Raw genomic sequence first — 26456 nt, 5'->3', positions numbered from 1 at the left:
GTACTTTTCCTAAGGATGAGCATCTACAATTAGAATAGTCACTTTTTGTGCCGATTGTTGATCATTTACGAAACCATCCCAAAAGGAGAATCTGTGCCATGATACGAGAAATGCAGGCCGATATCGTCATTCTCGGCGGCGGGACAGGAGGAACAGCCGCTGCGCTTGCCGCCGCCAAATCAGGAAAAACCGTCATCATGACCGAGGAAACGACTTGGATCGGGGGACAGCTGACCAGTCAGGCGGTTCCGCCCGACGAGCATCCGTGGATTGAGTCCTTTGGCTGCACGCGCAGCTACCGGCAGTTCCGCGAAGGCGTCCGCCAGTACTATCGCGATTATTTTCCCATGACGCCCGAGGCCAGATCCAACGTGCAGTTGAATCCCGGCAGCGGCATCGTCAGCCGGCTGTGCCATGAGCCCCGCACGGCGCTCGCCGTGCTGCACCAAATGCTGGCCCCGTACATTCACAGCGGGCGGCTGACGATCCTGTATCAATATGCGGCGGAGTCTGCCGACGTTTCAGGGGATCGCGTGGACAGCGTAACCGTGCGTCATCTTGAAACCGAGGATCAAATCGTCCTCCGCGCCCCGTTCTTCGTGGATGCCACCGAGCTAGGGGATCTGCTTCCGCTGGCAGGCATCGAATATGTCACCGGTGCGGAGTCCAAATCCCAAACAGGGGAGCAGCACGCCGTCGACGGCGATCCGCTGCCGCAGGACATGCAAGGCTTTACGTATTGTTTTGCCGTCGACTATCTGGAGGGTGAAGACCATACGATTGAGAAGCCCGCGCTTTATGATTTTTGGCGGGAGTATAAACCCGATTTCTGGCCGGATAAGCTGTTAAGCCTGACCGCCGTCAAGCCGTCGACGAATGAGCCGGTCGAGTATGAGATTTTCCCGGGACACGGCAAGTTCCCGCTTTATCAATACCGTCAAATCCTGGACCCGAAGCATTTTGCCGAAGGTACGTTCGACAGTTCGGTGTCGCTAGTGAACTGGCCGCAGAACGACTACTGGCTGGGTTCCATTATCGATGTGCCGAAGGAAGAGGCCGACCATCATATTGATCAAGCCAAACAGCTCAGCTTGTCCCTGCTGTACTGGCTTCAAACCGAGGTGCCCCGGCCGGATGGCGGACAGGGTTATCCCGGATTGCGTCTGCGTCCCGATGTGGTTGGAACGGAAGACGGAATGGCCATGTATCCTTACATCCGTGAGTCGAGAAGAATTCAGGCCGAGTTCACGGTCCTGGAACAGCATGTGGCAACCGAATCGCGCCCTGACGGCGTTGCCGAAACGTTCCACGATTCCGTCGGTATCGGCTGTTACCGGATCGATTTGCACCCGAGCACGGGTGAGCGTCCTTACATTGATATCTCTTCCCTGCCATTCCAAATTCCGCTGGGCAGCTTAATACCGAAGCGGGTGAAGAATGTGCTGGCGGCCAGCAAAAACATCGGGGTCACCCACATTACGAACGGCTGCTACCGGCTGCATCCCGTAGAATGGAACATCGGCGAGGCCGCCGGATACTGCATCAGCCATTGCCTGGATCATGGCATTTTGCCGACGGATGTTCGGAACGACGAAGAAAGACTGGCCAGCTTCCAGCAAAAGCTCGTAAGCGAAGGCATCGAGCTGGCATGGCCGGCACTCCGGCCCGTCTGATCCGCCGCCGCTATAGAACCGCTGCAAAACCAGCTCAAGGACAACGCCCTGAGCTGGTTTTGGTTTTTCCTTCCCTTTTATAACTCATCAGCCGTTACGTATTGAATCTGCTCGGGGAAATGGCGATCCATGCTGCACACCGACAGCTTGTACCCTTCTTCCAGCGCGTATTGCTTAAAATAGTAGGTTCCTCCGTTCTCGCCAACCACGGGTGCCCACTCCCATTCAACGCCTTGCCGCTCCATTACAAAAGAATCTAACGGCAGATGCAAGCCTTTGCCAACGGCCTTGATGTAGCTTTCTTTTAGCGTCCATAAATCAAAGAAGCGGGAAAGCCGTTCGGATGGAGGGCAGTTAAGCAGCGCGTTAAACTCGGTTTTATGGAAATAACGTTTGGCGATATCCATATCGATGTTCTCCATTTTCTCGACGTCGATCCCGACCGGCTCATAGCCGACGGCGCACACGACCCACTGCCCGGAATGGGAGACGTTAAAATGCAGGTTATCATGATCCTTCAAGAATGGTTTGCCGTAAGCGTTTCTGATGATTTCCATATTCGTCCGTTCTCGTCCCAGCTTATCCCGAAGCATGCGATGGGCCAAGGCATCGCCAAGCACCGAACGCTGGTAATCGCTCGCCCTTCTGAACTTGGACACATACTCCTGTCGGTCAGGGGACAGCGTCTGGAACAAGGCCCGAAACGTTTCGTCGCGGATATGATCCGAATTCCGGATCGCGTAGACCTCCACAGCGCTAGGCTGATTCTCATAAAAAGTGTCCATAACTCCGCCCTTTCTCTAAACATAGTCCCGTGTTCACTTCGATATGTACGTACCGTTCCCCTGCTTCTTTCCGCCCTCCTGCTGCCTTATCTTCATATACGGGGGAAGGAATGATCATTGACAACGGAAAGACCACCCTACCATAATGGAGAAAATTATCGTTTAAATGAAGGTGGGGGTTCGATTGGACACGCAATCGGTTTTGGATCAAGCGGTGGACTTGTTTACGGAGGAGCTGGGCAGCCATTTGGTCGGCGTTTACTTGCATGGTTCCTTGGCTATGGGCTGTTTCAACCCGGAAGCAAGCGACGTGGATCTGCTGGTCGTGGCAGCAAGGCAGCCGTCCCGGGATCAATTGAGGCGGCTTGCCAACAAACTCATAGCCCTCCACGATGGAATGGCCAATCAGCAGGGATTGGAACTGAGCCTGGTCCTGGAGTCCAGTCTTCGGGAGCTCGTCTATCCGCCATCATTCGAATTCCACTACTCCGCCTTCCATCGCGAGAGGTATCTGGCCGATGACGATTACCTATGCGGCGGATTCCAAGATGCGGACCTGGCCGCCCATTATACCGTGATCTATCATCGGGGCATTGCACTGTACGGCAAACCCGTTCGCGAGGTCTTCCCGCCCGTGGACCGATCCTATTACGTTCAAGCCGTCCTCGAGGATGTAGAGAGTGCGGTACAGGATATTACCGCCTCTCCTGTGTATTACACGCTGAACCTTTGCCGGGTGCTGTACTATCTGAGGGAAGGCGTGGTGTCCTCCAAAAAAGAAGGAGGCGAATGGGGGCTTCGCGCACTTCCCTCGCAGTATCATCCGATGATCGAGCATGCCCTGCATCAATATACCGGTGGAGCCGGGAAACCCGCGGAATCCGCATCGGAAGGACTCATCGCGTTTGCCGGCGACATGCTGGAGCGAATCCGAAAGGCTTTATGATTGACGAGGATGCTCATCATGACTTAAATCCAAAAGGTGCTTAATACAATAACCAACAGGATAAACAATACCAGAACAATGCCTACCGAAGTTCCGTATCCGCCGCCGTAGCAGCATTTATCGTAGCTCATCGATATAAACCTCCTTGTGTGATGGTATGGTACAGTTTATGTAAACGGATGCCCTTAGACAGGGCATTTCGGCAATGATGATCAGAATGTGCATGAGTCTAATCTCCATGCCATGCCTCCTGCATGTCCGAAGCAGGGTTCGGTACATCCGCTCACCTCCTATTTATTGGAACTTTGTACAGGTTCCTGCGTAATATTGACTTTAAAGAGCTAATCTCATTCTGAAGCGAGGTGCTTAATATGAAAAAGTTCAGGTTTGGAAGATCCCGTATCGAAAACTGGGCAAACATCCTTACCCTCATCACTGATACCGTGTTATATATCCCGCGACTGATGATGAAGCTATTCAACTGATGGCTGGGTCAGTAGCCGCAGCGATGCACTAAAACCCCACTTAGATTTAGAGAGTCTAGTCTCACGATCGACTGGAGGAAATCGGTTGAAGATTATACTCAAACTGTATTCGGAGTATTTAATTATCCCGCGTTCTTTTCGATTATGGGTTCTGTGGGGTTGGATCATTTTATTTATAGCTGTTGGAATTAGATATAATTGGTTCTTCTAGGAGAGTTTCTTATGGATAATTTAACGATCATAATGGTTAAGTCTCTGGCCGTTGTTATATTCATTCTTCTATTTATCGGTGTTTTCTTGCTCGGCAGATTCGTTGGTAACGCAACTCCTTGGTACGTAACAACCTCCTTCCTGATACTGTTGATTGTTAGATGGGTTTACTTAAGAATAAAAAATAACACTAACGATACGGATCGATAATGATCTATCCGTATTCAATAGATCGTTGCTTATGCGCAACGCCCTGGTACATAACAAAGACCCGTTCGATAGGATCGAACGGGTCTTTGGCTTTACCAATTAATGAATTCTGCCATCTGCAGCATTCTGTTTAATACGACTGCTCCTTCAGCACGGGTAGAATGTGCCTTTGGAACGAACTTGTCAGAAGAACGTCCCTCCATCAGACCTGAATGGACGATGGCCGACACGGCCTCTTCGGACCAGGATGCGATGCGGTCACGATCCTTGAACCCTTCCAATATGGAGCCGGAGTCTCCTGTCTCCAGATCCTTGCCGGCAAGCTTCAGCGCCCGGAGCAGCAAGACACTCATCTGCTCACGGGTAATCTCCTCGTCCGGACGGAATGTGCCATTGCTGAAGCCTTCGATCAGCCCACTCTCCACAGCCGTAGCGACAGCGGACGCAAACCAATCGTTTGCCTTTACGTCCTGGAAGCCCGTGTCGGCTCCCTGATCCTTCAACCCGAGCGCACGGACGAGCATGGCCGTGAACTGCGCTCTCGTGATCGGCTCGTTCGGACCAAAACGCGTATCGCTCAGTCCTTCAATCAATTTTTTCGAGGCCAGCAGCGATACGTCCTCGCGGGCCCAATGACTGCTTAAATCCTCAAATGTCTTCGCATGGGAGACAACGGAATAAACACCGCTCTCCCTCCATTTGAACTCCGCTTGGGAGGTACCGTTCGATGTGCGAATGAGCGCCGGTACGAAGACCAGCTTGCCGGAAGCCGGATCCATCCGCAGCACCGTCGTTTGGGATGGACCGGCGACACGGGATAGAACCTTCGTAAACTTAGCGTAAGGCCCTTTCAGTGCCGGAAGTGTCGACAACTTGTCACCTTGTTTCCAAGCCAAGGTTATGGCAAGCGATGCATCCAGCATGGAGGCTCCCTCCTCCAGTGCTGCCTTCATCCGGTCCTCTTCTTCTTTCGAAGCAAACCCGACGCGGATCTGCAAGCTTTCCGCCGTCCCTCGCTGCTGCAGAGCTTCCGTCAGCGACTGGAGCGGTATTTCCAATCGCCCTTGGGAGGATTCCAACACGATGGAGCCCCCCGGCAGGTCTTTCACGGCGGCGCTCAGCCCTTGAACCGGCAAGTGAAGAATGACGGAATCCGAAGCGTCGGTCACCGAATACGTAAGCAAGCGTGAAGCCGCCGGCAGCTTGCTAAGCCGTGCCACATCATCGAGCAAAGACTTCTCGTTTGCATCCGCTATGATGACCGTCCTGCCGTCCTGTGCCGTCTCTTTCTTGATGTTCAAGCGCTCGGGTTCGGTCGGTTTTGGAGGGGGCGGCGGCGTTCCTCCACCAGGTGAACCGGATCCTCCGCCCGGATTTCCCGGATCGGATCCGCCGTCTCCCGTAGAAGTCCGGATGACCTCAAACGTCTTGCTGTTTGTTTTGAAGTTGTCAACGAATACGTCCACGGTGATCGAATTGGCGCCCGTTTGCAGCGGCACGTTCGCTGTAAATTCACCTTTCGCCGACAGGGTCGCATCGGCACCGTTCACCTTCACGGCCGCTTGGCCGGGTCCGAGAACTTCGACCAGCCCTGTCAACGCAAGCTGGCTGGCGCGCGTTTCCTTGCCTTCGTCGTCCATCAGCCCGCTTAATACGGCCGAACGAACCTGGTCGCCCGTATTGTAAGCATTGGCCACGAGCTGACGAAGCGTTCTTGTGCCTGACGGATCCAGAGCGGAAATAACAAAACCTCCCGCAGGTATGACGCTGTTATTCTCTTCCGGGGCTCCCCAGCTCCAGTTGATCGCTTGGTTCCGGTTGACTACTCGCGTCACGTGACCCGTGTTATCCACAACCACTTCAACCCCGAAGCGGTTCGTGCCCGTGGAGTATCCGAAGGCTTCCGTCATCACGTTGACGTTGCCCTCGATCCGGTTGATATTATAGAAATTGCCTTCAAGGAACGAATCCGGGCTTCCCGGCAAGCTCATGCCAAGCTGGTAGTCCTTCACCCACTCCTTATCTTGGAGAGCGGCAGCCGCGATCGGCCAGTTGACCTGGGATGCGTCAAACAGCATCAGGCCGTTCGTGGACTTCAGCCCCGCCTGGAATACTTCGCGCTGGACGGCCGGTGCCTGCACGTTGTTCATGGCAATGCCTGCATACAGCGGAATTTCCCCGTTCGTTACGATATTGCCGAGCGTAATGTATTTCTGGATTTCCTGACTGGTGGTCTGATAAGCTCCGATCATCAGAAAATCCAAATACTCGATGTATCCGGTTTGGTAATATTCCTCCGTATACACCGATTCGTCCGGCATGCCGAGTGCGGGATTGAACCGGAAGTTCTTGCTGCCCCAGTTGACGCCGTTTAGATAATACGTCTCATACCAGGATCCTACATAAGAGGATACCTCGATCTTTCTGCCTTCTGAGACTTCATAGGAATCCACCAGCGCCTTCACTTCGCCGAAGAAGCTCTGAATCGTGCCCGAGCGGAATTCCCACCAGTCCTGAATCAGCGGACCGTATACCCTTACATTGTTTTCATAGGAGAAGATATCGTTTGGCCAATTGTCAAGCTGCTTGCCCCGGGCCTGCAAAAACTGCTCGAACTTCACGCGGGTTTCGTCGCTGAAATCGGCCCCTTCGTTGTCATACCGGCTTCGGTCATGGACAACCCCGTCCACGTCGTAGTTCTTGATGATTTCCTCGAACGTTCTGAGCTGATAATCGCGGACCTCGTCATTGGACGGATTGACAAAGGCAACCAGGCCCTGCTTTTTGCTTTCGCGCAGACGCTTAATCTCGCCGTTGTTTTCAGGGAAATACACGCGTTCTTCCCAGTCTAGGTGGTCGTTCAGAACCGCATACTCGTTATGGGCGATCGATCCTTCGGCAAACACGTTGATCGCCGCATGGATCTCTAATCCCAGGGCATGACCATGGTCAATGAACTCCTGCAGCAGGTCCAGATCCGGACTTGCCCCCGCCTTTTCGGGTGCTTTGATCTCGCTGACGTAAGGTCTGCCCGTCAAATCGTTCTTTTTGTACGAAACATAGCCTTCAACGCCCTTCACGTCAAACGCGACCGAAGTCACGCCCGTTTCCTTGGCTTTTTGCAGAAATGCCAAAACATCCTCGCTGGTTTTGAACTTTCTCGCATTGGATGCCTGGTCCACCCAGAGAATGACTTCTTTTTCCGGAGAAAAACCAGGTCTGGCAAACACGGCCAAATGACGCACATCCTGCTCGATGTCATTCTTCATCACTTTCACTTCGATATAGTTGGTGCCGTTCGTTAACGTATAATTGTGAGTGAAGGTGCCATCCCCTTCAAACGGAATCTCGTTTCCATTCACCAGCAGCTTGATCGCTGCAACATCGTCTATGTTGTCGATGCGCCCCGTGATGGCGGTGCTGCCTTCCGTTACGGTGTACATCGTCTGGTTATCCAGCGTGAGCCGTGCAATGAGGCCGTTGCCGCTCATGATGTCGCGTACCTGAACCACTTCCCCGTTCTTGCGCAGCTTGATCATGTCGCCGACCTTAAAGTTCTCGGCCAAATACCGCTTGATATTGTTGCCTGCATAGCTGTTGTCCTGTGCCATCAGCACATAACCGCCTTCGGGTATTTCAAGATCGGTCGGTCCGGTCCATACCGGAGGCTTGCCGTTGATCGAAGGATTGACCACCAGCAATACGCGGTTGTTGGCATCCACCTGCACGGCCACATTAGTCTGGGGAATCGTGATGGAGCTGCCGTAATCTCTCGTAAATACCGCCACGATGTTCGGCACGCCCGTGACATCCTTATCGACGTAATCCAGCTTCTTGCGCGGACCTTCGATGTCGATCGTAATATCCTTCGGTGCCGCCTCGACTTCAATATAATCCTGGTTCTCGATCGGTTCGTACACGATGTTCAGCGTTTGGACGGCCAATTCGCCGTCTCCCTTAAACAGCTTTACCTCAGCCGCGTTCGGGCCCGGTTCCAAATACACATTCGTGCGGAACACGCCATCCGCCGTAAGCGCCGTTTCATCGCCATTGACGGTCACGCTTAAATCCAGGTCCGCGGCATAGTTCGCCACAAAACCCGCAATCTCAATGACCGGGATATCCACGGTCGCATCGTTTGGCGTAAGCAGATGCAGCTCCGGAGGCAGCGGATCCGGCCCTGGCCCTGGCTGATCCGGCAGGAAATCGGCTGCTTTCACTTCGACGCCCGCGCGCATCAGCTTCACCGAATCTCCTGTTTTGTTTTGATTAAAGAGAGGCTTTTGAAAAGCGGATTGCTCCCACGGAAGCGTCCCGCCGGCCACGACAACATAACCGCCGGCCGGAATCGGCAGCAGCGTGCCCGGATCCCAGGCAGTCGGAGGATCGTCTTTCGGTCCGAGAATGTCCAGCACTTGACCGCCGGCATCCACCGAGACCGCAACATGAAGCGTGGGAACCCATACCTCATCGGTGTACACGGAGCCCGTAACCGAAGCACCGCTCGTGTACAGCGCCAAGTAGTCATTTTTGCTCTCCAGCGCGTCGCCTGCCACGTTGATATCCGTGAATTCCAGACTGTTTCCGCCTTGGGAGACCAGCGTAACCGGCTCGGGAACCGCGCTTTGAGCCGGGGCAATTTCGTTATCCGCGAACGCGGAAGAACCAATCGGCACGATGAGCGATACGATCAGCGACAAACTGAGGAGCAGCGCGATCCGCCTGCGAAATAAACGATACATCAAGGAATACCACCCTTCTTTTATTCAGAATGAACGATCACGTGAATATAAATTCAACAGTCACCCCCTTTACGAATTTTGAAAAAGCAGCTGCTTGCGCAGACTGCTTTTTCGTTTAGGTCATTTACTTCGTGGATTGAAACCATTCATTTGCTGCGGTCACCATATCGGCTCCACCTTCGGCTCTCCATTGAGCCAGGAATTGATCGTAAGCATCAATCGGCTTCGCTCCGGAAATGAATTGCAGCACGTTGTCATCGAGCATGGTCGTCAATTTCAGCAGGTTTTTGGATACGGCTTCAATCGGCGGTGCCGTTGACATCGGATCCACAACGATGATGCCTTCGGCATTCTTCTGGAAGGCTTCGAAATGCGCTTGCAGAATCGGATCTTTACGTACGCGTGCCTGCCAGTAGATCGGGTATTTCTCTTCGTCTACCCCTGTCAGGAAGCTGCTTGCATTACTCAATTCATCATTGAAAATCGGCAGAATCGGATAGTATTTTTCGTCTTTCACTTCATAGTGGACGCCTTCTTTACCCAGCGCGATGCCTTTGAAGGTCTCCGGCTCCATCTTTGCGTTCAGGAATTCCATGGCGGCTTCCTTGTTCTTCGAGGATTTCAGGATGGCTACATACCAAGTGGTGTTCGCTTTCGCTCCGACCACGGCTTTGCCGTCCTTGCCTTTCAGATAAGGAATGATGGACGTTTTGGCATCCGGGAAGTTTTTCTCCAGTGCGGCAATCGTCGTGCCTGCGTTCCACCATGCCAGCTTATACATCGCCGCATTGCCGCCCGAGAATTTCTCGATGGACTTTTGCGCGGTATTGATCGGCGTTTCGGTGTCCAGCAGACCCTCTTTGTACAGTTTGTTCATAAAGGTGATGTATTCTTTCATTTCCGGCTGCTCGGCACGATGCACCAGCTTGCCGTCAACCTCTTTCCAATCGGTCAAAATGCCGAATGTCGTTGCGATGTCGCCATACAGGGAGTCCTTGCTCATGGTGAGCGGAATGACCTTTTTCTTCTCTTTGATCGTTTTGAGCACATTGTACAGCTCATCGGCGGTCGTAGGCGTGGCCAGCCCTAATTCATCCATCCAATCCTGTCTGACCACAAGCTCCTCCCCGATGCTTACGCCGGCTCCGGTTTCTGGAATGCCGAAAATCTTGCCGTCGATCGTTGCACTGCCGAAGGATTCCTGTTTAATGGACTGCTTAATATAGTTGCCGTGGGATTCCAACAGCTCATCGATCGGCTCGAGCGCACCCGCTGAGGCCAGATTGTAGAACTGGGCCGCATTCAATTTCACCAGATCGTAGTTATCTTTGCTGGACACGAGCAGGTTCAGCTTCTCGTCCGCGTTCTCGGCCGGCAGCAGCTCGTATTCCACGTTGAACCCGGTTCTTTCCTGGATGTACTTGGCCACGTATTCGGTCTTCGGATCAAACAATCCATATTGCATGATCATGCGCAGCCCTGGTTTTTCAGCCGTTGTATCTTTGTTCCCGTCGTCTTTCGGGGTGCTTGCCGGTGTGTCCGATGGCTGAGCCGCCGGTGTATTCGTCGTGCCGCCTCCCCCGCCGCCGCAGCCGGACAGCGCCAGCGTGAATCCGAGAATCCCGGCTAGTACCGCGGATTTTTTAATCTTGATCATGGATAACCCTCCTTGTGATTGAGAAACTCAATGAATTCTGCCAGCTGAGCAATACGAAGCGCATCACCACCTTTAAGATCCCCCCACAAAGTGGGGCTTTGCTCCGAAGTCCATTCAGGTTCTTTGCGGGGACCCCGGAAATTATAACTTCTATAATGTTAAGAAAAACGTCTATCGACGTACTCTCAAAGAAGACAGACCGCGTTTAGCGGTGGTTTTTCTTGCGATACCAGGCTGCAGATCCTCCAAAGTTTATACTTTCTGATATCTTCAGAAAATCTGATGACCCTAACCTTTAACCGAACCCACCAGCACGCCTTTGACAAAATACTTTTGCAGGAACGGATACACCAGCAAAATCGGGATCGTTGCCAGCAGGATCGACGAAGCTTGTATGGACTGCGGCGTTGCGTTGATCGCGGCGTCGACATTGTCCTTCAGGAAATCCCCGCTGGACGAAACCAGCAGTTCCTTCAGGTACAGCTGCATCGGTTTGATCGCCGGATCGGTAATGTAGATCATCGCTGCAAAATAGTCGTTCCAGAAAGCAACCGCAAAGAACAATCCGATCGTTGCCATGACGGGGAGCGAGAGCGGCACGATGACCGAAACCAAAATGCGGATGTTCCCCGCGCCGTCCAGCTTGGCGGATTCCTCCAGCTCATCCGGAAGACCCTCGAAATAGTTTTTGATGATCAGCATGTTGTACACGTTCACCATCGCCGGCAGGAATAACACCGGGAAGGAGTTCACCAGATTCAAATTCTGCATGAGCAGGTAAGTCGGAATCAGTCCGCCGCTGAAGAGCATCGTGAATACGAAGATCAACAGAAGGCCTTTCCGTCCGCGCAGCCGGTATTTGGACAACGGATAAGCCGTCAGCGTGGTCAAAAACAAGCTGCAAGCCGTTCCGACGATCGTCAGTAAGATGGACACCTTGAGCGAATTCAAGAACATGGAATCCTGCAGCACGTACTTGTACGTTTCGAATTGAACCCCGACCGGGAGCAGCCCAACCCGACCCGATATGACGGCTCCCTCGCTGCTCAGGGATTTCGCGATCAGGTTCATGAAAGGCAGCAGGGTCGTTAAACCCATCACGATGAAGAACGTATAATTAAATACCGAGAAGCATTTTTCCGAGAACGACGTTTTGATGACACCTCGGGTGGTGTTTGTTCCTTCCAAAGCTTTTTTGTGATCCATTTGTGCCACCCTTTCTTTACCAGATCCCGCGCTGTAAGTATTTTCTGCTCATGGCATTGCCGAGAATGACCAACGTGAACGATATCACCGCTTCGAACAAGCCGACCGCGGTCGAGAAGCTGTAGTCCTGGTTCCCTAAGCCTTGCCGGTAAACATAGGTACCAATGACATCCGACACCTGGTACACCACCGGGTTGTACATGACCAGAATCTGCTCGGTTCCCGCTTCCAGCACATTCCCCAGCCGCAGGATAAACATCAGGACAATGATTGGAGCAATCCCCGGCAGCGTGATATGCCACAACTGCTTCCAGCGTCCGGCGCCGTCAATCTTCGCCGCTTCATACAGCATCGGATCGATCATTGTAAACGCTGCCAAATATACGATGGTGCTCCAGCCCGTTTCCTTCCAGCCCGCCGACGTGATCAGCACGCTCCGGAACACGCTGTTATCCAGGAAGAACGCAATCTGCTCCATGCCCAGAGACACCAGCAATTTGTTGACGATTCCTCCATTCGTCGAGAGCAAATCGATAAACAATCCGCCAACTATGACCCAGGACAGGAAATGCGGAAGATAGATGACGGTTTGCACCGTGCGTTTAAATACCATATGCCTCAGCTCATTGAGCATCAGTGCGATAATGATAGGGAGCGGAAACAAGATCACGATTTTCAGGAAGCTGATGATGACCGTATTTTTGAATACCTGAGCAAAATCCGGCGACGTGAACAGCTTCTCGAAATGCTTCCATCCTACCCACGGGCTGTCGGCAAATCCGGTGAAGATGTTGAAATCCTTAAATGCGATCGTGATCCCGTACATCGGCGTGTACTTGAACAGTAAAATGAACAAAATGCCCGGCACGAGCAGCAGATAAAGATCCCACTCTTTCCATATATCGGACCCTAAACGGCCCCAATACCCTCGTTTTGGCTTCATCTCTCTATGCGGTGCGGGCGATGGTTCTAGCGTGGGTTTCATCGACTCGTCTCCCCCTTTCTATTGATTCAATCTCCTTGGTTACTACAAATTGTAATTCCCTGCGCAGGGACTGAGTAGGCGAGGATCATTACTATTTATGGTAATATGATGTTGTGTTGGGGCACGGACGTCAGTAATTATGCCATGGGGCTGCGGTGGGTGTTTCATGGGATGTTAACTTGTGACGATCGGCGAACCGTTGACAACGAAATTCATAACTGGATTCAAAGCATACGCTATTTGAACCCCTAGGAGCCTTTAAACCCACATCAAAAAAAGAGGATTGTTCATCACTCCGCATGCGGATTGTTCTTCCGATCCCTGTTACCCCCGGATTTCATCCGAATGGATAGACAATGTGGAAATCCGGTGATAAAGGGGACCGCTGCCGCTTCTCCAGAACAATTCCGCCTGCTCCGTTGAAGCCGTTTCAATCATGGCGTTGGCATTCGAAACACGGCAATGCCGTGCTTCGTCGCCAAGCGAGGCCTCCTCTGCTCTGCACCGAGCTTGGCCTCCCTAGCCTCAACCATTCTGCGCGGGTGATTACTTCCGCCCTGCCGATGGTTGGGGCTGGGGGTAAACGCAAACGAGCCGTTCGGGATGTATGCCCCGAACGGCTCGTTTGCTTGGTTTATGTAACTGCGCACGCTCTGCTGCGCTGCGTTTTGCCCCCTCCCCCCATCCTCATTGGGGGAGGATGGGAGGACCCTCGCGGACCAGCGAAGAGGACGAATCGATTCCGGAAAAGCGTTAGCGGTCGCCTTTGGAGCCGAATTTCTTCCTCTGTCATCATCATTCCAGGAAATTCGGCGACAACAGCGATTGGAGGAACGATACGGCCGCGCAGCGGGCTTCCACTTCCCTCCCTTCACCCAAACTCAAGGGGGAAGACGTTCTTGCGATAGACCTTACATGAACCAGCGGAGTGGACCAATCGATTCCGAAAAGCGAAGCGGGCGCCCGAAAGTTTTCCAACGGAAAACTCGCATCGAAAGCATTGACTGTAGCTGAATTTCTTCCTCTGCAACATTCATTCCAGGAAATTTGGCGACAACAGCGATTGAAAGAACGATACGGCCGCGCAGCGGGCTTTCAGATGTGTGCAGCAGTGCCGTACGGCCTCTCCCATATCCTTATCCCTTGAACTCCCCCGGGTTCACGCCCCAATACTTCCGAAACACCTTGGTGAAATAACTGACATCGCGGTACCCGACCAGCCGGGCTGCGTCGTATACCTTGAGACCGTCCTGCAGCAGCGACTTGGCCCGCTCCATTTTGCGTTCCAGCACATATGCGGAGAAGACGACCCCCATTTCCTGCTTGAACAGCCGGCTGAGGTAGGAAGAATTCACGTAAAGCCGGTCCGCTACCGTGTGCAGCGTAATTTCCTGGTCCATCTCCTCCTCGAGCAGGTTCAGAATGTCCTTTACCACCTGATTGCTTGTCGTTTTCCGCTGTTCGCCCATAAACGTGATGATATGCTTCACCGTTCGCTCCAGGAGCGACCAGGTTTGCATTTTGGTGCTCAGCAGCTTGACGTTGTGGAAATATTCGATATCGTCGCCGACGACTCTTTTTACCGTCCAGCCCTGCTTCTGGATCATGCGGGTAAAGAAGCTGTTCATGTAAAGCACCGCCTCCTGGAATTCGTCCGAGGATTCGGATCTCGAGAAGGCTTCCTCCCATAATCCCTTCAGCGCCTCCAGCGCCTTCGTTTCATCCGCCGTTTCCAGCGCGATCTCCAGCGTCTTCTCCAGGTTCTGCTGCACGATCACGCCCTGAATATCCCGCTGAAGCTGCTCCCGGTAAGGAATCGCGAGGTCGTGTCCATACACGACGCGCTCCTGAAGCGCCCGGCAAGCCTGCGCATACAAGAGGCTCATCTCCTCGATCGTCCCGATGGATGCACAAATGCCGGCGCTGGCCGTTATCTTCAGCACCTCCCTCGTTTGGGAGAGGAGCTTGGATACGTCCGCATTCAGCCGCAGCATGGCTTCCTTGGCATCCTGGCTTTCCTCCAGGATCAGGACCATCAGGAGCATATTGCCTGAATCCGACGTGATCCAGAGCGATGGATGGGACAGCAGTTCCTTGGCCAGGCACTGCATCGTAAACTGCAGCAGCTCGACATCCCCCCGCTGAAAGCGGGTCTCGCTCTCCGGCAAGGGGTCCAGATCCACCACGGCGACGGCGAAACGGTCGTTCTCCTTCAATGAAATATATAATTCCCTGCCCTTGGTAAGGACGTCCTGTTTCGTATATTTGCCGCTGACCCATTGGATAAAAAAGAGATTTTGCAAATGCGGCAGATTGTCCTTCCATTTCTGCTCCAAAGCCGCCTTGCGCTGCCACTGCTCCAAGTCCTCCCGCAGCTGCTGCCTCGCTTCAAGCACCGCTTCGAGAATGTCTTCCTCGCCGGCGGGCTTCAATAAATATTTGGACACCCCGTATTCCAGCGCCAGCTGCGCAAATTCGAAGTTGTCATGTCCGCTCAGGATGATCATTTTCGTCAATCGGCTGATGTCCTGCCGGCTTCGCAGCTCGCCAAGGAGCGTCAGCCCGTCCATTTCAGGCATCTGTACATCGATCAGCATAATATCGGGTTTTTTTCGGCCAACCAGCTCAAGGGCCTCGATGCCGTTGGACGCCATGCCCACAACTTCAATCCCATGCTTGTCCCATGGGATATTGTAAGCCAGTGCGTTGCGCAGCCGGGGTTCATCTTCCACGATCATGAGATTCATTCGGTTTGTTCCCCTTTCGAGCATCTCTATATAAGTGTCTGCTTCAGGTTAAATTCCTTGCAGCGATCCAGCGGGATGGAAATCGTGACGGTGGTGCCTTCCCCTGCCACGCTGTGTACCGTCAGATCCGCTTCTCTGCCATAATACAGCTTCATTCGGCCAAGCACGTTCCGAAGACCGAACAGATCCTTCACATGCTCTTCATCCTGGGAAGACGCGGGCAGCGCTGCGCGAGCCCATCATCTCCAGCTCATGCTGGATGTAGCGCAGCCGCTCTTCGCTGATCCCGGGCCCGTTATCCTGTACGCTGATAACCACCGTATGCCCTTTTTCAATCCGGCTGGAGATGACCAGGCTCCCTCCGGAGGATTTGCCCTCCATGCCATGAATGATGGCATTTTCCACCAAAGGCTGAAGCAGGAGCTTGAGAATCGGAACCCCCTTGCTCTCTTCCGAAATTTGATAATCCACGGTGAAATTGTCCATGAAACGAAGCTGCTGGATTCGTAGATAGTAGTGCAGGTGGGTAATGCTCTCCTCAATCGTAAACACCTGCCTGCCCTTGTTCAGGCTCAACCGGAAAAACTTCGACAGGTTCATCACCATCTCGCTGATCTCATCCGCATCGTAGTTTTTGGCCGTCCAATAAATCGAATCGAGGGTGTTATACAGAAAATGCGGATTGATCTGGGATTGCAGGAACTTCAGCTCCGTTGTCGTCAATCGAAGCTGCTGCTCGTAATGATCCTCGATCAGATGCTTCTGCACGACGGCCATTTTGTTAAACGACTGGATGAGAAAACCGAATTCGTCCTTCCGTTTGGTGTCGACATGAATGTTCAGCTCTCCGCTGCTAAGCCGCTTCATCCCGCGCGACAATTTCAACACAGGCGAGGCAATCCCGCTGTACACCACCCATGAAATGATAATGGCCAGCAGGATGCTCAGCCCGATGATCCCAACCGTGAACAGGCGCAGCTGATCGGTCTCTTTGTACAGCTCGCTTTTCGGCTGGACCAGCTCAAGACGCCATGTGGAGTAATCCGAATCAATCGTGACGGTCATATCCTTCTCGGTAATGTCCTCCTCATACACTCTTCCGGTCTCCACCACCACTTCTCCCCTTTCGTTCAGCAGGGCGATACGGCTGTTCTCGGACGGAAGCAGCGTCTTGATGATATTCAGCAGTTTGCTTTTATTGAATGACACCACCAGCAGATTCGACTGCCGTTCGCTGTTGTACAGGTCCATGGCCCGAATCAGGGAGATGCTGTCCGTATTGGTCATCTGGCCAAACGTAATGCCCTCCGCCACTGGGGCTTCCGACATGACGTAGGAAATCCCCGTTCCGTTCCGTCGCGCAGCTTCCACCAGCCATTCCTGCTGCGTCTCGCCCGTCAGCTTTTTGCCGCCGTAATGGGTAGAGATGAACATGTTGGAAGCCCGATGATACACCGTAATTTGGGATACGAACCGGTTTACCGATACGGAATTCGACAGCTGCTCCAAAATGTGCGAGAAATCCACGATCGATTGAGGGGAGAAGTTGGTGCTGTTTTTGTTAAGCAGCTCGTTCATTCCTGGATCCCCTGCAATCAGGGTCGATATCTCCTCCACGTTTTGCAGCGCCAGATCAAAATGGTTCATCGCCGACGACAGCGCCATCTCCGTCCTCCCCACCGCCTGTTCGTAGAGAATATCCCGGGACCGTTCTACGGCGAAGAGGCTGATAATGACCAGCGGCAGCAGGATCAGCAGAAAATAACCGGTCAAGCGGGTTTGAATGTTCTGCGAAAACCGATCCCGGATCCAGCGAAACAAGTCGATCACTCGGTCCCCCGCGCTCTTGGCCGCCAGCATTATTGTTTGGAGTACCATTCATTCACTTCCTTCGTGATTTCATCTCCCCCTTCTTCCTTCCAGGTCTTCACATAGTCGTCGAATGCGTCCAGCGGCTCAAGCCCCATGATGATTTTCGTGAACACATCCTCCAGATTTTTAAGCTTCGTGTTGTATTTCGTCATCCCGGGGGTAGGAACTCCGTAGAATGCATTCGGAATAATATGCTGATTGATCAGCTGCAGATTGTTGTACAGATTGAAGTCCCCGAGCGAGTCAAGCCGTTCCTTGAACAGCAATTGATCCGGCACGTCGACAAGGGATTGGTAAATGCCGCGGTATAAATGCTTGTCGTGCAGCGCGAAGTCCGTAACGATCGCCCCGTCCTCCCAGCGCCAGATTTCGTTCTCGAAGCCGAGCTTCAGCGTCTTGTAGTCGCTGGCAATGAAGTCCAGAAACCGGATTACTTCGGCAGCCTTCTCCGATTCGGCCGGTATGACGTTATAACCTCGTATGATGTCCTTCCCTTCAACGCCTTTAAATCCGTCCGGTCCCGTCGGATACGGAAGCGGCATCCATTCGGCCTCGGGGTCCTTGCTCATATTGGCCGCAATCGGTCCGCGCGTATCGTACCAAGCCGCGGAGAACAGGCCGACCGTGCCGTTTTCTATTTTTTCGAACAGATTGTTTTGCAGGTTTAAAGGAAATTCCCGATCGAGCAGGTTCTCCTGATACAGCTTGTTAAAAAAGGCGAGGGCTTCCTTCGTTTCCGGCAGAATGCTTCCGTTCACCAGCTGCCCGTCCCGTTCAAACCACGTATTTCGCTGCGTGCCGAAAGCGCCGAAAAACGGCGAGGACCTTCCCAGGCTCGAGGTCAAGGTTAGACCGATCGTATCCTGGACGCCATTGCCGTCAGGATCATCCAGGGTGAAGGCACGAATGACTTCGTAATATTCCTCCAGCGTTTCGGGTGGCTGTAAGCCGAGCCGATCGAGCCAGTCCTTCCGGACATACATCAATTCGGCTCCAGTCACCTCATTCAAGCTCGGAACCGCATAGATTTTACCGCCGTATCGGACCCGATCCCAGACCTCCGGCGGAATTTTTTCTTTCAGGTGGGGGCCGTACTCGTCGATTAATTCATCCAGCGGCATAAATGCCTTCTGCTTGACGTAATTGTCGAACCACACCGGCTCGTACGTATGGAGCATATCCGGCAAATTGCCTGAGGACATAATGACGTCGAGCTTCTCGTTGTATACCTCGGGCGGAGGAAGATTGACTCCGATCTCGAGCCCCGTACGCTCTTCGATGTAATTCAGGTACGGATTGTCATTCTCGTCCATTCCTGCAGGGAACGTCATCCCCAGACTGGAAATGACGATGTTGATGGATGCGCCCTTGGGGAGGTTCTCCGGCGGATTCTCCTCCTCCGAAGACCCCGGGCCGTTGCACCCGGCAGCAAAGAGCATCAAAATTACGCATACGGGAAGCAATAGAACGTTACCTTTAAGCAGCCTTGACACCCCTCGATCCCCATGTTGACTAAATTCATCATTACAGGCCTTGTTCTTCGGCATATGTCCTCACTCCCTCCAGCTAGTAAGCTAATATTACTATATAACGATGATGTCGTGAGTAAGATCACCTTAATAATCATTCTCCTAATCAAGCGCTGCTTCCTTCACCCCGGACAAAAAGAAAAAGCCGACCCTGTGATATTATCCCCTTTAAGTAGACAGTGTGTAAAAAGCGCATTAAAGTCTACTTGGAGGGGATTTTTTTCATGGGTGAAATACGAAAGACATATGACATCGAATTCAAGCGCAAGGCTGTTGCGATGTTCCTGGAGGAAGGTCTTGGCTACAAGACAGTAGCCAAGGCCCTAGGCATTGACGATCGGATGGTTCGAAGATGGGTGGCTCACTACGAGCGGGAAGGAATTGAGGGGCTCAAGGAAAAGAGAGGCACTTCGACGGGTTCAAAGAACGGGAGACCGAAGAAGGCCAAAACCTTGGAGGAAGAAGTCCTGCGGCTGAGAGCGGAAAATGCCTTGCTAAAAAAGCTATGGGAACTGCAAAGGGGGCAAGAGCAAAGCGACGTCAAACCTACCAAGCCATCGAAGCGCTAACCATCAACTACCCCGTGGCCTTGCTGTGTGAACTGGCAGGCATCGCTCGAAGCAGTTACTACAAATGGGCAGCCAGAAAGAATAATCCAACGCCTAAACAGATCGAAGAGCAGGCTTTGAAAGAGAAGATTCTAGAGTGCCATACCCAGCTAAAGGGCATTTACGGATACCCCCGGGTTCGTGTCTGGCTAAAGAAAACCTTAGGCTTGAACGTCAACCACAAGCGTGTGTACCGGCTGATGAAAGAACTGGGGATTCGTGCACGCATTAGGCGGAGGAAGCCATACTTTGGCCGACGGGAAGCTGGGATTACCTCAACCAATGTGCTAAATCGGGATTTCAACGCCACGGCACCTAATACGAAATGGGTCACCGATGTGACCTATCTGCCAATCGGTTCTCGCTTTCTGTACCTGTCGGTTATTTTTGACCTGTATAACAACGAGGTGGTTGCCTTTCGGATCGGACGCCACAACAATTTAAAGCTTGTGCTGGAGACCGTACAAGCAGCTGTACATCAACGCAAAGTAACCAACCTACTGCTCCACAGCGACCAAGGCTTCCAGTATACCCACAAGGAGTACCATGCCTTGTTGAAGCGCAAGAAAATGAAAGTGAGTATGTCGCGTAAGGGAAACTGCTGGGATAACGCTTGTATCGAGAGCTTCTTTGGACACCTCAAGTCGGAATGTCTTCGACTCGACACCTTCTCGACCGAAGAAGAGCTTATTAAGGCGATTGAACAATATATCCATTTTTACAACCACGAACGTTTTCAACAAAAACTAAACAACCTTAGTCCGATCGAGTACCGAACTAAGGTTGCTTAAGGCTGCTTTTTAAGGCTGTCTACTTGACAGGGGTAAGTTCACTGGTCATTCCCGAACCAGGGTACGGCTATTCATGAAGCAAACAGCTTCTATTTCGGCTCCTCTTGGTCGCCGCCATCCTCCAGCAGCGGAACCTCTTTGCGCTGCTCTTCCGTTTGAACTTGAATCACTTCGAACGTACGGCCGCAGTGGGCGCAAAATTTGGCGTTCATGGCTGAACTGTTCCCGCACCCCCGGCATATTTTCTCATCCGTAAGGTTGGCAATCTGGAGCAGATTTTGCTCGATTTCGAAATTCAATTGATGAATCTTGGCCACGTAGCTTTGGATGCTCTCCTGATCAGGCGGCCACTTCCCTGCTTCGGTTGAAGCGAATACAACCTTGCCGATTTCCAGGAGCTGTTCGTCGATATCGCTTTTTTTGCCGTTGTTCTGCAGCTTTAAGCGATTGATCTCTACCAGTGTTTTCGCTTTGTTTCCGGCGTCCGATACACCGGCTTTAAATTTATCAAAAAAACTCAAAGCAAACTCTTCCCCTCTCTGTTCGCAAAATGGAACCCGTGTTTATTTTATTCCTTAAACGATATTCTCAGAATTTTATCATGCTCGGTATAGTTCACGCCAGCGCCCAGCCCCCGTGCGAACACCTGAATGGGAACATACGTCACGCCGTCCATCACTTTGGGAGCGACCGCAACGGTTTCCGATTTGCCATTATAATAAACGGTTTTGCTTCCGATCGTGAGCGTGATTGCTTCCGGAAGAGCTCCCACCGCCGTTATGATAATGATACTCGCCATATGACAGACCCCAGCGTTCGCAATTGGTTCGGCAGGTATGCCCTCCGTTGGCATCCGTTCGTCCCGGATGCGCAGATACGACAGAGCCGGATACAAGCAATAAAGCAAGGGTGCAGCCTATCCATTTTTTCTTCATGCCTAAATAACCCCCTGGTATAATATTCCTCTACTATTCTAGCATATTCTTATATAGCTGATTGATATATAGAGTTACACTATATAGAAGGTGAATTGTTACCAGGCCGACGTTCCTGCATTGTTTCACTTTCATCTCCCGCGTTTATTCGTTACATATAACAGATCCTTTTGTGCCACAATATTGCCAGAAAGGAATGAGAGCCTAATGAGCAAACAGAAACCTGAATTTGACGGTCAATTCCCCGGCGTGGACCCGATCCCCGAGCCCGACCGGCCGGATCAGGCCGCAACCGATAAACTCGACGATCTTGTCCTCGGCGTTTTGGAAGACAAGGATCAAGCGAAAGCCGATATCGGGCCCGATACGGAAAACTATGATAAGCTTCGCAAAAAATAGAAGAAGCATCGCTTCTATATAATGTAAAAAATTGAATCGATCTGTAAAAGTGTTCAAAAATAATTTATCGTTCTCATTTTGAGAACGATTATTTTTATGTTATGATTAACATAGAAGCTTGGGACGAAGGGGGGAGTAACCGTGAACTGTTTCTTAAAAACGGCAAGAATTGCATGGATGCTGGTGCTTGTTCTGGTTACGGCATTTGCCCTATACATTCCCGTCCAGGAGTATTACAGCAACGAAACCCAAGATGAGCGGTATGTTTACAAGCATGACCATCATCTGAAAGCGGCTGTTCTGAAACACTCTCAAATTCTCTCCAAACTTAAGGCAGCCGGCAATACCATAGCGCTGTTCTTATTGATGTCGGCCATTGTGATGCAGCAGGCTCCCAAAACACGTCTGCCCTATCGGCCGATTATTCCGCTTCGACTCCGGCTTTTAGTATTATTCCCCATTAAATACACATCGAAGTTCGTCTAGTCCTCCACACTTTTTCGCATTCCAACTGACTGCGGTTTCTTAAATTTGCCAATTTTTCTTTTCCCATGCAACAACATAAACAGCCTGTGCGGATTGACCTGTGCATCAGGGTTTATTAAAGACTGTGCAATTTCATCGTGAATGGATTGTTTTATTTGGCTGCGTGTATTTTTGATATCCGTGTGATCGGTGTGCAAAACAACTAAAAAGTGTATTTTCTTAGGAGGACTCTAATCTATGCATGTTCGCGAAACAGATTTGCCTGGAATCGGTAAGAAATTCGTAATTGATACCCGCGGTGGCGATAAACTGGTCATCATCATTCATGACGACGGCCGCCGTGAAATGTACCATTATGAATACGACGATCCGGACGAAAGCATCTCCATGATTTCCCTGGACGATGACGAGGCCCGTCAAATTGCGGCCATCGTCGGCGGTCTCACGTATAAACCGAAGGCGCTCGAAACGATCGACATGGCGCTGGATGAATTGATCATCGAGTGGTACCGCATCGAGCCCCACTATTACGGGGCAGGTAAATCGATTGGCGATCTGGGCGTACGCCAAGCCTCAGGCGCAACCATCATTGCAAGAGTTGACAAAAACAGCAAACAAATCAATCCCGGGCCTGACGTTATCATTACACCGGATTCGACGCTCGTCGTCGTGGGTGAACGTCAACAACAGCGGCTATTTAAACAAATCTTGATGAACGGACGTGGTTGATGAATGGATCATTTGGTTTTAGAAGTAGGATTGGCGATTGCCTTGATCGCCCTGGCGGGGTTGCTATCAGCTAAACTCCGGTTTTCCGTCGTCCCTTTCTATATTCTGGTGGGGATGGCGGTTGGGCCTCATGCTTTTCATTTTGGATCTTTCGATTTTCGTTTTATAGAAAGTGCTCCGCTCATCGACTTTATGGGGCGGATCGGCGTACTCTTCCTTCTGTTCTATCTCGGACTCGAGTTCTCGGTCGGCCGATTGATCAAATCGGGCAAGTCCATCGTTGTAGGTGGCAGCATCTACATTGCCATTAACTTTACGCTTGGACTGATGATCGGGATCTTTGCCGGATTTCCCTTGGCGGAGACGCTCATTGTCGCAGGCATAACGACCATCTCCTCGAGCGCTATCGTAGCCAAGGTGCTGGTCGACTTGAGAAGAACGGCGAATCCGGAGACCGAGATGATCCTCGGGATCATCATGTTTGAGGACGTATTCCTCGCTGTATATATCTCGATTCTTTCCGGACTCGTATTGAGCGGCTCCTCGTCGCTGGGCGGCGTCCTGATATCTGCCGTAATCGCTCTTGGATTTATGCTGCTAGTCATTATTATCGGGCGTAAAGCCGTACCGCTTCTGAATAAAGCATTGAATATACGGTCTAACGAATTGTTTGCCTTGGTCGTATTCGGCGCGTTGTTCCTGCTCGCAGGATTCGCTGAAACGATTCATGTTGCCGAGGCCATCGGCGCGCTGCTCGTCGGGCTTGTTCTGGCCGAGACCGAGCATCGTGAACGCATTGAGCATTTGATATTACCATTCCGCGATTTCTTTGGAGCCATATTCTTCTTTAGCTTCGGTTTAACGATAGTACCGTCCGAGCTTGGCGGAGCTGTGTGGTTATCGCTGATCGCCGTGATCATCACGCTTCTTGGCAACTTCATTGCAGGCATGCTTGCCGGCCGCAGCGCCGGATTGTCTTCGAAAGCATCCTCCAATATCGGTCTGACGATTGTATCCCGCGGGGAGTTTTCCATCATTCTCGCCAATATGGGGAAAGCCGGCGGGCTTGCAACCTTCATTCAACCGTTCGCTGCCCTGTATGTACTGATACTCGCCATACTCGGACCGCTGCTGACCAAGGAGTCCAAGCACGTCTATAACTTCTTGAACAAAATATTTAAATTTAAAGATCATAAGGAGAAGAAACCGGTTAAACCGAAGCTAAAGGATGAAAGTGCCAGCGGATAAAGGAGGGTACATTGCCTATGGTTCAAGCCCCGGTTCGGACAACGAACGGTGCACAAGAGGCCGCAAGCAAGGCAAGTACACGAAGAAGACTGAGCATGGCTGCCATCGGAGGCCTGATCGCAGCGTTCGGTTTGGATTTATTTCTTGTTCCTAGCGGAATCATCGCGGGCGGCGTAACGGGAATCTCTGCGCTCGCTTCGCATCTGACGGGACTTCATACGGGCATGTTTTTGTTTGCATTAAATCTGCCCTTGCTTCTGCTGGCCTATCGCCGGTCGAACCGGGAAAAAGCCGTCATCGCAACCGTCGGGCTGCTTACGTTTTCCGTATGCTCGATCCTGTTCTTTCCGATCCCCGCTCTCATCGACAGCAAGATCGGGAGCGCAGGCATCGGCGGCATTTTCCTCGGTCTCGGCATCGGCATCGGCCTTCGTTACGGCGTCGTCCTGGATACGCTCCAGATGCCGAAGATCCCCCAGCAGCTATCGCAGCTGCTGACCCGGCTGAAGCTGCCCTACGTCCATATCATGATCAATCTGTTGGTACTGACTTTGGCGGGGCTCCTCCTCGGCTGGGAACGGGCGATGTATTCCGCCATCGCGTGCCTGATGGCACTGGAGACAGGGCGCGTTACGACTTCAAGCCTTCCGCTTAAACGGGAGGTACGGATTCTAAGCATCAGCGAAGCGGAAATCCGGCACACCATGAAAGCCATCATGGGGTATGATCCCCTATCGGCACATGCCAAGGGTGAAGGCGCGAACCACGGTGACGCCGCCCATTCGCAGCAGCTGGTCTACCGGGTTCACATTCTGGAAATGCCCAGGCTCAAATCCATCGTGTTTAGCCTGGATCCGAATGCCGAAATCACCATCATCCAAAAATAAAACGGCTGTTCCACGTAAACAGGCCGGTTAAGGGTTTCCCCTAACCGGCCTGTTTTTTTAGATATCAGAAAGTATAAACTCCGAAGCTTAGGCCTTCCTGATATCGCAAGAAAAACATACCGCGGTCTGTCTTCTGAAAAAGTACGTCGATAGACGTTTTTCTTATGAAATCCCGACTACTTGCGAAACTGCTGGATCAGAAACAGAATCAACGAACCCACCACGCTGATGACGAGGCAGGTTACGATCGGAAAATAAATTTTGACATTGGGTTTATCCACGACGATGTCGCCCGGCAGCCGGCCGACGAATCGGCCGATGACAGGCCACAGCAGCCCGATCACGATCAGAGCGCCGCCAATCCATAGTAGAGCCTTTGTTACAGGATGCACGATATGTCACCTCATTCATCAGAATACGCAGGTTTCCTTGTATCATAATGGATTTGAGGTGCCGACAGCAAGGGCAGGACCGGTCATACCGACCGAACGATCAGCCTTTCACCGCCCCCGCCGTCATCCCGTCAATGAAATATTTCTGGAAGGCCATGAACAAGATGAAAATCGGGATGATCGAGAAAAAGGAGCCGACAATCAATAAATCATAGTTGTTCCCGTAAGGAGTCAACAGCGTCTTCAACCCGATCGGAAGCGTGTACTTGCGATCATCGCTGAGCACCATGAACGGCCATAGGAAATTATTCCAGCTGTTCATGCCGTTCAGAATCGCCATGGCTGCAAAGGACGGCTTCATCACGGGCAGGATCAACCGAACATAGATCCCGTATTCGCTGGCCCCGTCGACCCGACCTGCCGCAATCATTTCTTTTGGAACCCCTCTTAAATACTGCCTGAAGAAGAAAATCGTGGCCGCGCTTGCGATCCCCGGCAGCACAATCGCCGAGTACGTATTCATGAGGCCCAGATTGTACGTCAGGGAGTATAGCGGAAGAAGAAGAATTTCAAAAGGAACCATCATAATCAAAAGCACGCAGATAAACAAGAAGTTCTTGCCGATGAAATCATAGGCTGCAAACCCATAGGCAACGGTTGCGCTGACCAGCAGGGTTAACGTAACCTGCACCACCGTGAGGAGCAAGGAGTTAAAAAACCACATGAAGTAGGAGTGATCGCCCGTAAACAGGTAGGCGAAATTGTCCAGGCTCATCACCGACAGATCAAATTTCAAATTCAGGCCATACCGGATCAAATCCTCGCCGGGTTTAAAGGAAGCGATGGTGACGGCATAAAAAGGCACCAGGATCAGAAAGCACAGTATGGAGAACAAGATCAAGAGGATTATTTTGACCAGCGTTTCTCTTCTCAT

Annotated in this window: 22 protein-coding genes and 1 pseudogene; 9 read left to right on the top strand and 14 right to left on the bottom strand. The window is 51.9% G+C overall.

What is annotated here, in order from left to right:
• Positions 1-98: 98 nt before the first annotated feature.
• Positions 99-1673 (top strand): FAD-dependent oxidoreductase, encoded by a 1575-nt coding sequence (locus tag P0X86_RS08995; protein WP_277748336.1) that lies wholly within the window; start codon positions 99-101, stop codon positions 1671-1673.
• Between the two features lie 77 nt (positions 1674-1750).
• Here the strand turns inward: P0X86_RS08995 and P0X86_RS08990 are convergent, their stop codons facing one another.
• Positions 1751-2458 (bottom strand): 4'-phosphopantetheinyl transferase family protein, encoded by a 708-nt coding sequence (locus P0X86_RS08990; RefSeq protein ID WP_277748335.1) that lies wholly within the window; start codon positions 2456-2458, stop codon positions 1751-1753.
• Between the two features lie 184 nt (positions 2459-2642).
• Between P0X86_RS08990 and P0X86_RS08985 the strand changes: the two genes are divergently transcribed.
• A complete protein-coding gene (locus tag P0X86_RS08985) occupies positions 2643-3404 on the top strand; it encodes an aminoglycoside adenylyltransferase domain-containing protein (RefSeq protein WP_277748334.1) in 762 nt (253 codons plus the stop codon).
• Positions 3405-3427: 23 nt separating this feature from the next.
• Here the strand turns inward: P0X86_RS08985 and P0X86_RS08980 are convergent, their stop codons facing one another.
• From P0X86_RS08980 to P0X86_RS08945, 8 genes and pseudogenes are all read right to left on the bottom strand, one after another.
• On the bottom strand, positions 3428-3535 hold the full coding sequence (locus P0X86_RS08980; RefSeq protein ID WP_015734120.1) for a hypothetical protein: 108 nt from the start codon (positions 3533-3535) through the stop codon (positions 3428-3430).
• Positions 3536-4401: 866 nt separating this feature from the next.
• The gene (locus P0X86_RS08975; protein ID WP_277748333.1) at positions 4402-9051 is read right to left on the bottom strand and encodes an S-layer homology domain-containing protein; all 4650 of its coding nucleotides are present in this window, start codon (positions 9049-9051) and stop codon (positions 4402-4404) included.
• Between the two features lie 124 nt (positions 9052-9175).
• Positions 9176-10708, bottom strand: a complete 1533-nt coding sequence (locus P0X86_RS08970; RefSeq protein WP_096772987.1) for an extracellular solute-binding protein — start codon at positions 10706-10708, stop codon at positions 9176-9178.
• Between the two features lie 288 nt (positions 10709-10996).
• Positions 10997-11914: a carbohydrate ABC transporter permease gene (locus tag P0X86_RS08965; RefSeq protein ID WP_096772986.1), complete on the bottom strand. Its 918-nt coding sequence runs from the start codon at positions 11912-11914 to the stop codon at positions 10997-10999.
• 16 nt (positions 11915-11930) lie between these two features.
• Positions 11931-12899 (bottom strand): ABC transporter permease, encoded by a 969-nt coding sequence (locus tag P0X86_RS08960; RefSeq protein WP_050802821.1) that lies wholly within the window; start codon positions 12897-12899, stop codon positions 11931-11933.
• Positions 12900-14035: 1136 nt separating this feature from the next.
• Positions 14036-15646 (bottom strand): response regulator transcription factor, encoded by a 1611-nt coding sequence (locus P0X86_RS08955; RefSeq protein WP_213577345.1) that lies wholly within the window; start codon positions 15644-15646, stop codon positions 14036-14038.
• A 26-nt stretch (positions 15647-15672) separates the two neighbouring features.
• A pseudogene (locus P0X86_RS08950) lies at positions 15673-17524 on the bottom strand (sensor histidine kinase).
• Entirely contained in the window at positions 17506-19065 is a 1560-nt protein-coding gene (locus P0X86_RS08945; RefSeq protein ID WP_277748332.1) for an extracellular solute-binding protein, read from the bottom strand. Before P0X86_RS08945 ends, P0X86_RS08950 begins: the two are co-directional and overlap by 19 nt.
• Positions 19066-19271: 206 nt before the next feature.
• Between P0X86_RS08945 and P0X86_RS08940 the strand changes: the two genes are divergently transcribed.
• Together P0X86_RS08940 and P0X86_RS08935 are read left to right on the top strand one after the other, a co-directional pair.
• A complete protein-coding gene (locus tag P0X86_RS08940) occupies positions 19272-19616 on the top strand; it encodes a transposase (protein ID WP_277746081.1) in 345 nt (114 codons plus the stop codon).
• On the top strand, positions 19553-20446 hold the full coding sequence (locus tag P0X86_RS08935) for an IS3 family transposase (protein WP_277746080.1): 894 nt from the start codon (positions 19553-19555) through the stop codon (positions 20444-20446). The genes P0X86_RS08940 and P0X86_RS08935 overlap by 64 nt, the downstream gene beginning before the upstream one ends.
• Before the next feature lie 89 nt (positions 20447-20535).
• Here the strand turns inward: P0X86_RS08935 and P0X86_RS08930 are convergent, their stop codons facing one another.
• The 3 genes from P0X86_RS08930 to P0X86_RS08920 are packed head-to-tail and all read right to left on the bottom strand — an operon-like array spanning position 20536 to position 21381.
• Positions 20536-20967: a zinc ribbon domain-containing protein gene (locus P0X86_RS08930; protein WP_096772981.1), complete on the bottom strand. Its 432-nt coding sequence runs from the start codon at positions 20965-20967 to the stop codon at positions 20536-20538.
• A 47-nt stretch (positions 20968-21014) separates the two neighbouring features.
• The gene (locus P0X86_RS08925) at positions 21015-21245 is read right to left on the bottom strand and encodes a copper amine oxidase N-terminal domain-containing protein (protein ID WP_277748331.1); all 231 of its coding nucleotides are present in this window, start codon (positions 21243-21245) and stop codon (positions 21015-21017) included.
• Positions 21160-21381 (bottom strand): YHYH domain-containing protein, encoded by a 222-nt coding sequence (locus tag P0X86_RS08920; protein WP_277748330.1) that lies wholly within the window; start codon positions 21379-21381, stop codon positions 21160-21162. The genes P0X86_RS08925 and P0X86_RS08920 overlap by 86 nt, the downstream gene beginning before the upstream one ends.
• Before the next feature lie 207 nt (positions 21382-21588).
• On the opposite strand from P0X86_RS08920, the gene P0X86_RS08915 reads away from it, so the two are divergent.
• The 5 genes from P0X86_RS08915 (at position 21589) to P0X86_RS08895 (ending at position 25130) form a co-directional block, all read left to right on the top strand.
• Entirely contained in the window at positions 21589-21780 is a 192-nt protein-coding gene (locus tag P0X86_RS08915) for a hypothetical protein (RefSeq protein ID WP_096772979.1), read from the top strand.
• A gap of 141 nt (positions 21781-21921) precedes the next feature.
• Complete coding sequence (locus P0X86_RS08910; RefSeq protein WP_015734106.1) at positions 21922-22266, top strand: hypothetical protein; 345 nt, start codon at positions 21922-21924, stop codon at positions 22264-22266.
• Positions 22267-22503: 237 nt separating this feature from the next.
• Complete coding sequence (locus P0X86_RS08905; protein WP_009591954.1) at positions 22504-22995, top strand: cation:proton antiporter regulatory subunit; 492 nt, start codon at positions 22504-22506, stop codon at positions 22993-22995.
• A gap of 3 nt (positions 22996-22998) precedes the next feature.
• Positions 22999-24243, top strand: a complete 1245-nt coding sequence (locus P0X86_RS08900; protein WP_096772978.1) for a cation:proton antiporter — start codon at positions 22999-23001, stop codon at positions 24241-24243.
• A gap of 17 nt (positions 24244-24260) precedes the next feature.
• A complete protein-coding gene (locus tag P0X86_RS08895) occupies positions 24261-25130 on the top strand; it encodes a YitT family protein (RefSeq protein WP_277748329.1) in 870 nt (289 codons plus the stop codon).
• Between the two features lie 176 nt (positions 25131-25306).
• Here the strand turns inward: P0X86_RS08895 and P0X86_RS08890 are convergent, their stop codons facing one another.
• A complete protein-coding gene (locus P0X86_RS08890; RefSeq protein ID WP_009591958.1) occupies positions 25307-25522 on the bottom strand; it encodes a DUF2905 domain-containing protein in 216 nt (71 codons plus the stop codon).
• 100 nt (positions 25523-25622) lie between these two features.
• A complete protein-coding gene (locus P0X86_RS08885; RefSeq protein WP_015734103.1) occupies positions 25623-26456 on the bottom strand; it encodes a carbohydrate ABC transporter permease in 834 nt (277 codons plus the stop codon).

This window comes from Paenibacillus sp. BR1-192, assembly GCF_029542445.1.
Classification (GTDB): domain Bacteria; phylum Bacillota; class Bacilli; order Paenibacillales; family Paenibacillaceae; genus Paenibacillus_AQ; species Paenibacillus_AQ lautus_A.
The sequence above is the reverse complement of the archived record's forward strand: the minus strand, read 5'-3'. Positions and strand labels throughout refer to the sequence as shown.

Bases quoted from the DNA above. Each gene is read 5' to 3' on its own strand.
- P0X86_RS08995 (WP_277748336.1), top strand. From the start codon at position 99: ATGATACGAGAAATGCAGGCCGATATCGTCATTCTCGGCGGCGGGACA.
- P0X86_RS08945 (WP_277748332.1), bottom strand. From the start codon at position 19,065: ATGCCGAAGAACAAGGCCTGTAATGATGAATTTAGTCAACATGGGGAT.
- P0X86_RS08970 (WP_096772987.1), bottom strand. From the start codon at position 10,708: ATGATCAAGATTAAAAAATCCGCGGTACTAGCCGGGATTCTCGGATTC.
- P0X86_RS08935 (WP_277746080.1), top strand. From the start codon at position 19,553: ATGGGAACTGCAAAGGGGGCAAGAGCAAAGCGACGTCAAACCTACCAA.
- P0X86_RS08905 (WP_009591954.1), top strand. From the start codon at position 22,504: ATGCATGTTCGCGAAACAGATTTGCCTGGAATCGGTAAGAAATTCGTA.
- P0X86_RS08900 (WP_096772978.1), top strand. From the start codon at position 22,999: ATGGATCATTTGGTTTTAGAAGTAGGATTGGCGATTGCCTTGATCGCC.
- P0X86_RS08990 (WP_277748335.1), bottom strand. From the start codon at position 2,458: ATGGACACTTTTTATGAGAATCAGCCTAGCGCTGTGGAGGTCTACGCG.
- P0X86_RS08920 (WP_277748330.1), bottom strand. From the start codon at position 21,381: ATGAAGAAAAAATGGATAGGCTGCACCCTTGCTTTATTGCTTGTATCC.
- P0X86_RS08915 (WP_096772979.1), top strand. From the start codon at position 21,589: ATGAGCAAACAGAAACCTGAATTTGACGGTCAATTCCCCGGCGTGGAC.
- P0X86_RS08895 (WP_277748329.1), top strand. From the start codon at position 24,261: ATGGTTCAAGCCCCGGTTCGGACAACGAACGGTGCACAAGAGGCCGCA.
- P0X86_RS08980 (WP_015734120.1), bottom strand. From the start codon at position 3,535: ATGAGCTACGATAAATGCTGCTACGGCGGCGGATACGGAACTTCGGTA.
- P0X86_RS08960 (WP_050802821.1), bottom strand. From the start codon at position 12,899: ATGAAACCCACGCTAGAACCATCGCCCGCACCGCATAGAGAGATGAAG.
- P0X86_RS08885 (WP_015734103.1), bottom strand. From the start codon at position 26,456: ATGAGAAGAGAAACGCTGGTCAAAATAATCCTCTTGATCTTGTTCTCC.
- P0X86_RS08975 (WP_277748333.1), bottom strand. From the start codon at position 9,051: ATGTATCGTTTATTTCGCAGGCGGATCGCGCTGCTCCTCAGTTTGTCG.
- P0X86_RS08940 (WP_277746081.1), top strand. From the start codon at position 19,272: ATGGGTGAAATACGAAAGACATATGACATCGAATTCAAGCGCAAGGCT.
- P0X86_RS08925 (WP_277748331.1), bottom strand. From the start codon at position 21,245: ATGGCGAGTATCATTATCATAACGGCGGTGGGAGCTCTTCCGGAAGCA.
- P0X86_RS08965 (WP_096772986.1), bottom strand. From the start codon at position 11,914: ATGGATCACAAAAAAGCTTTGGAAGGAACAAACACCACCCGAGGTGTC.
- P0X86_RS08955 (WP_213577345.1), bottom strand. From the start codon at position 15,646: ATGAATCTCATGATCGTGGAAGATGAACCCCGGCTGCGCAACGCACTG.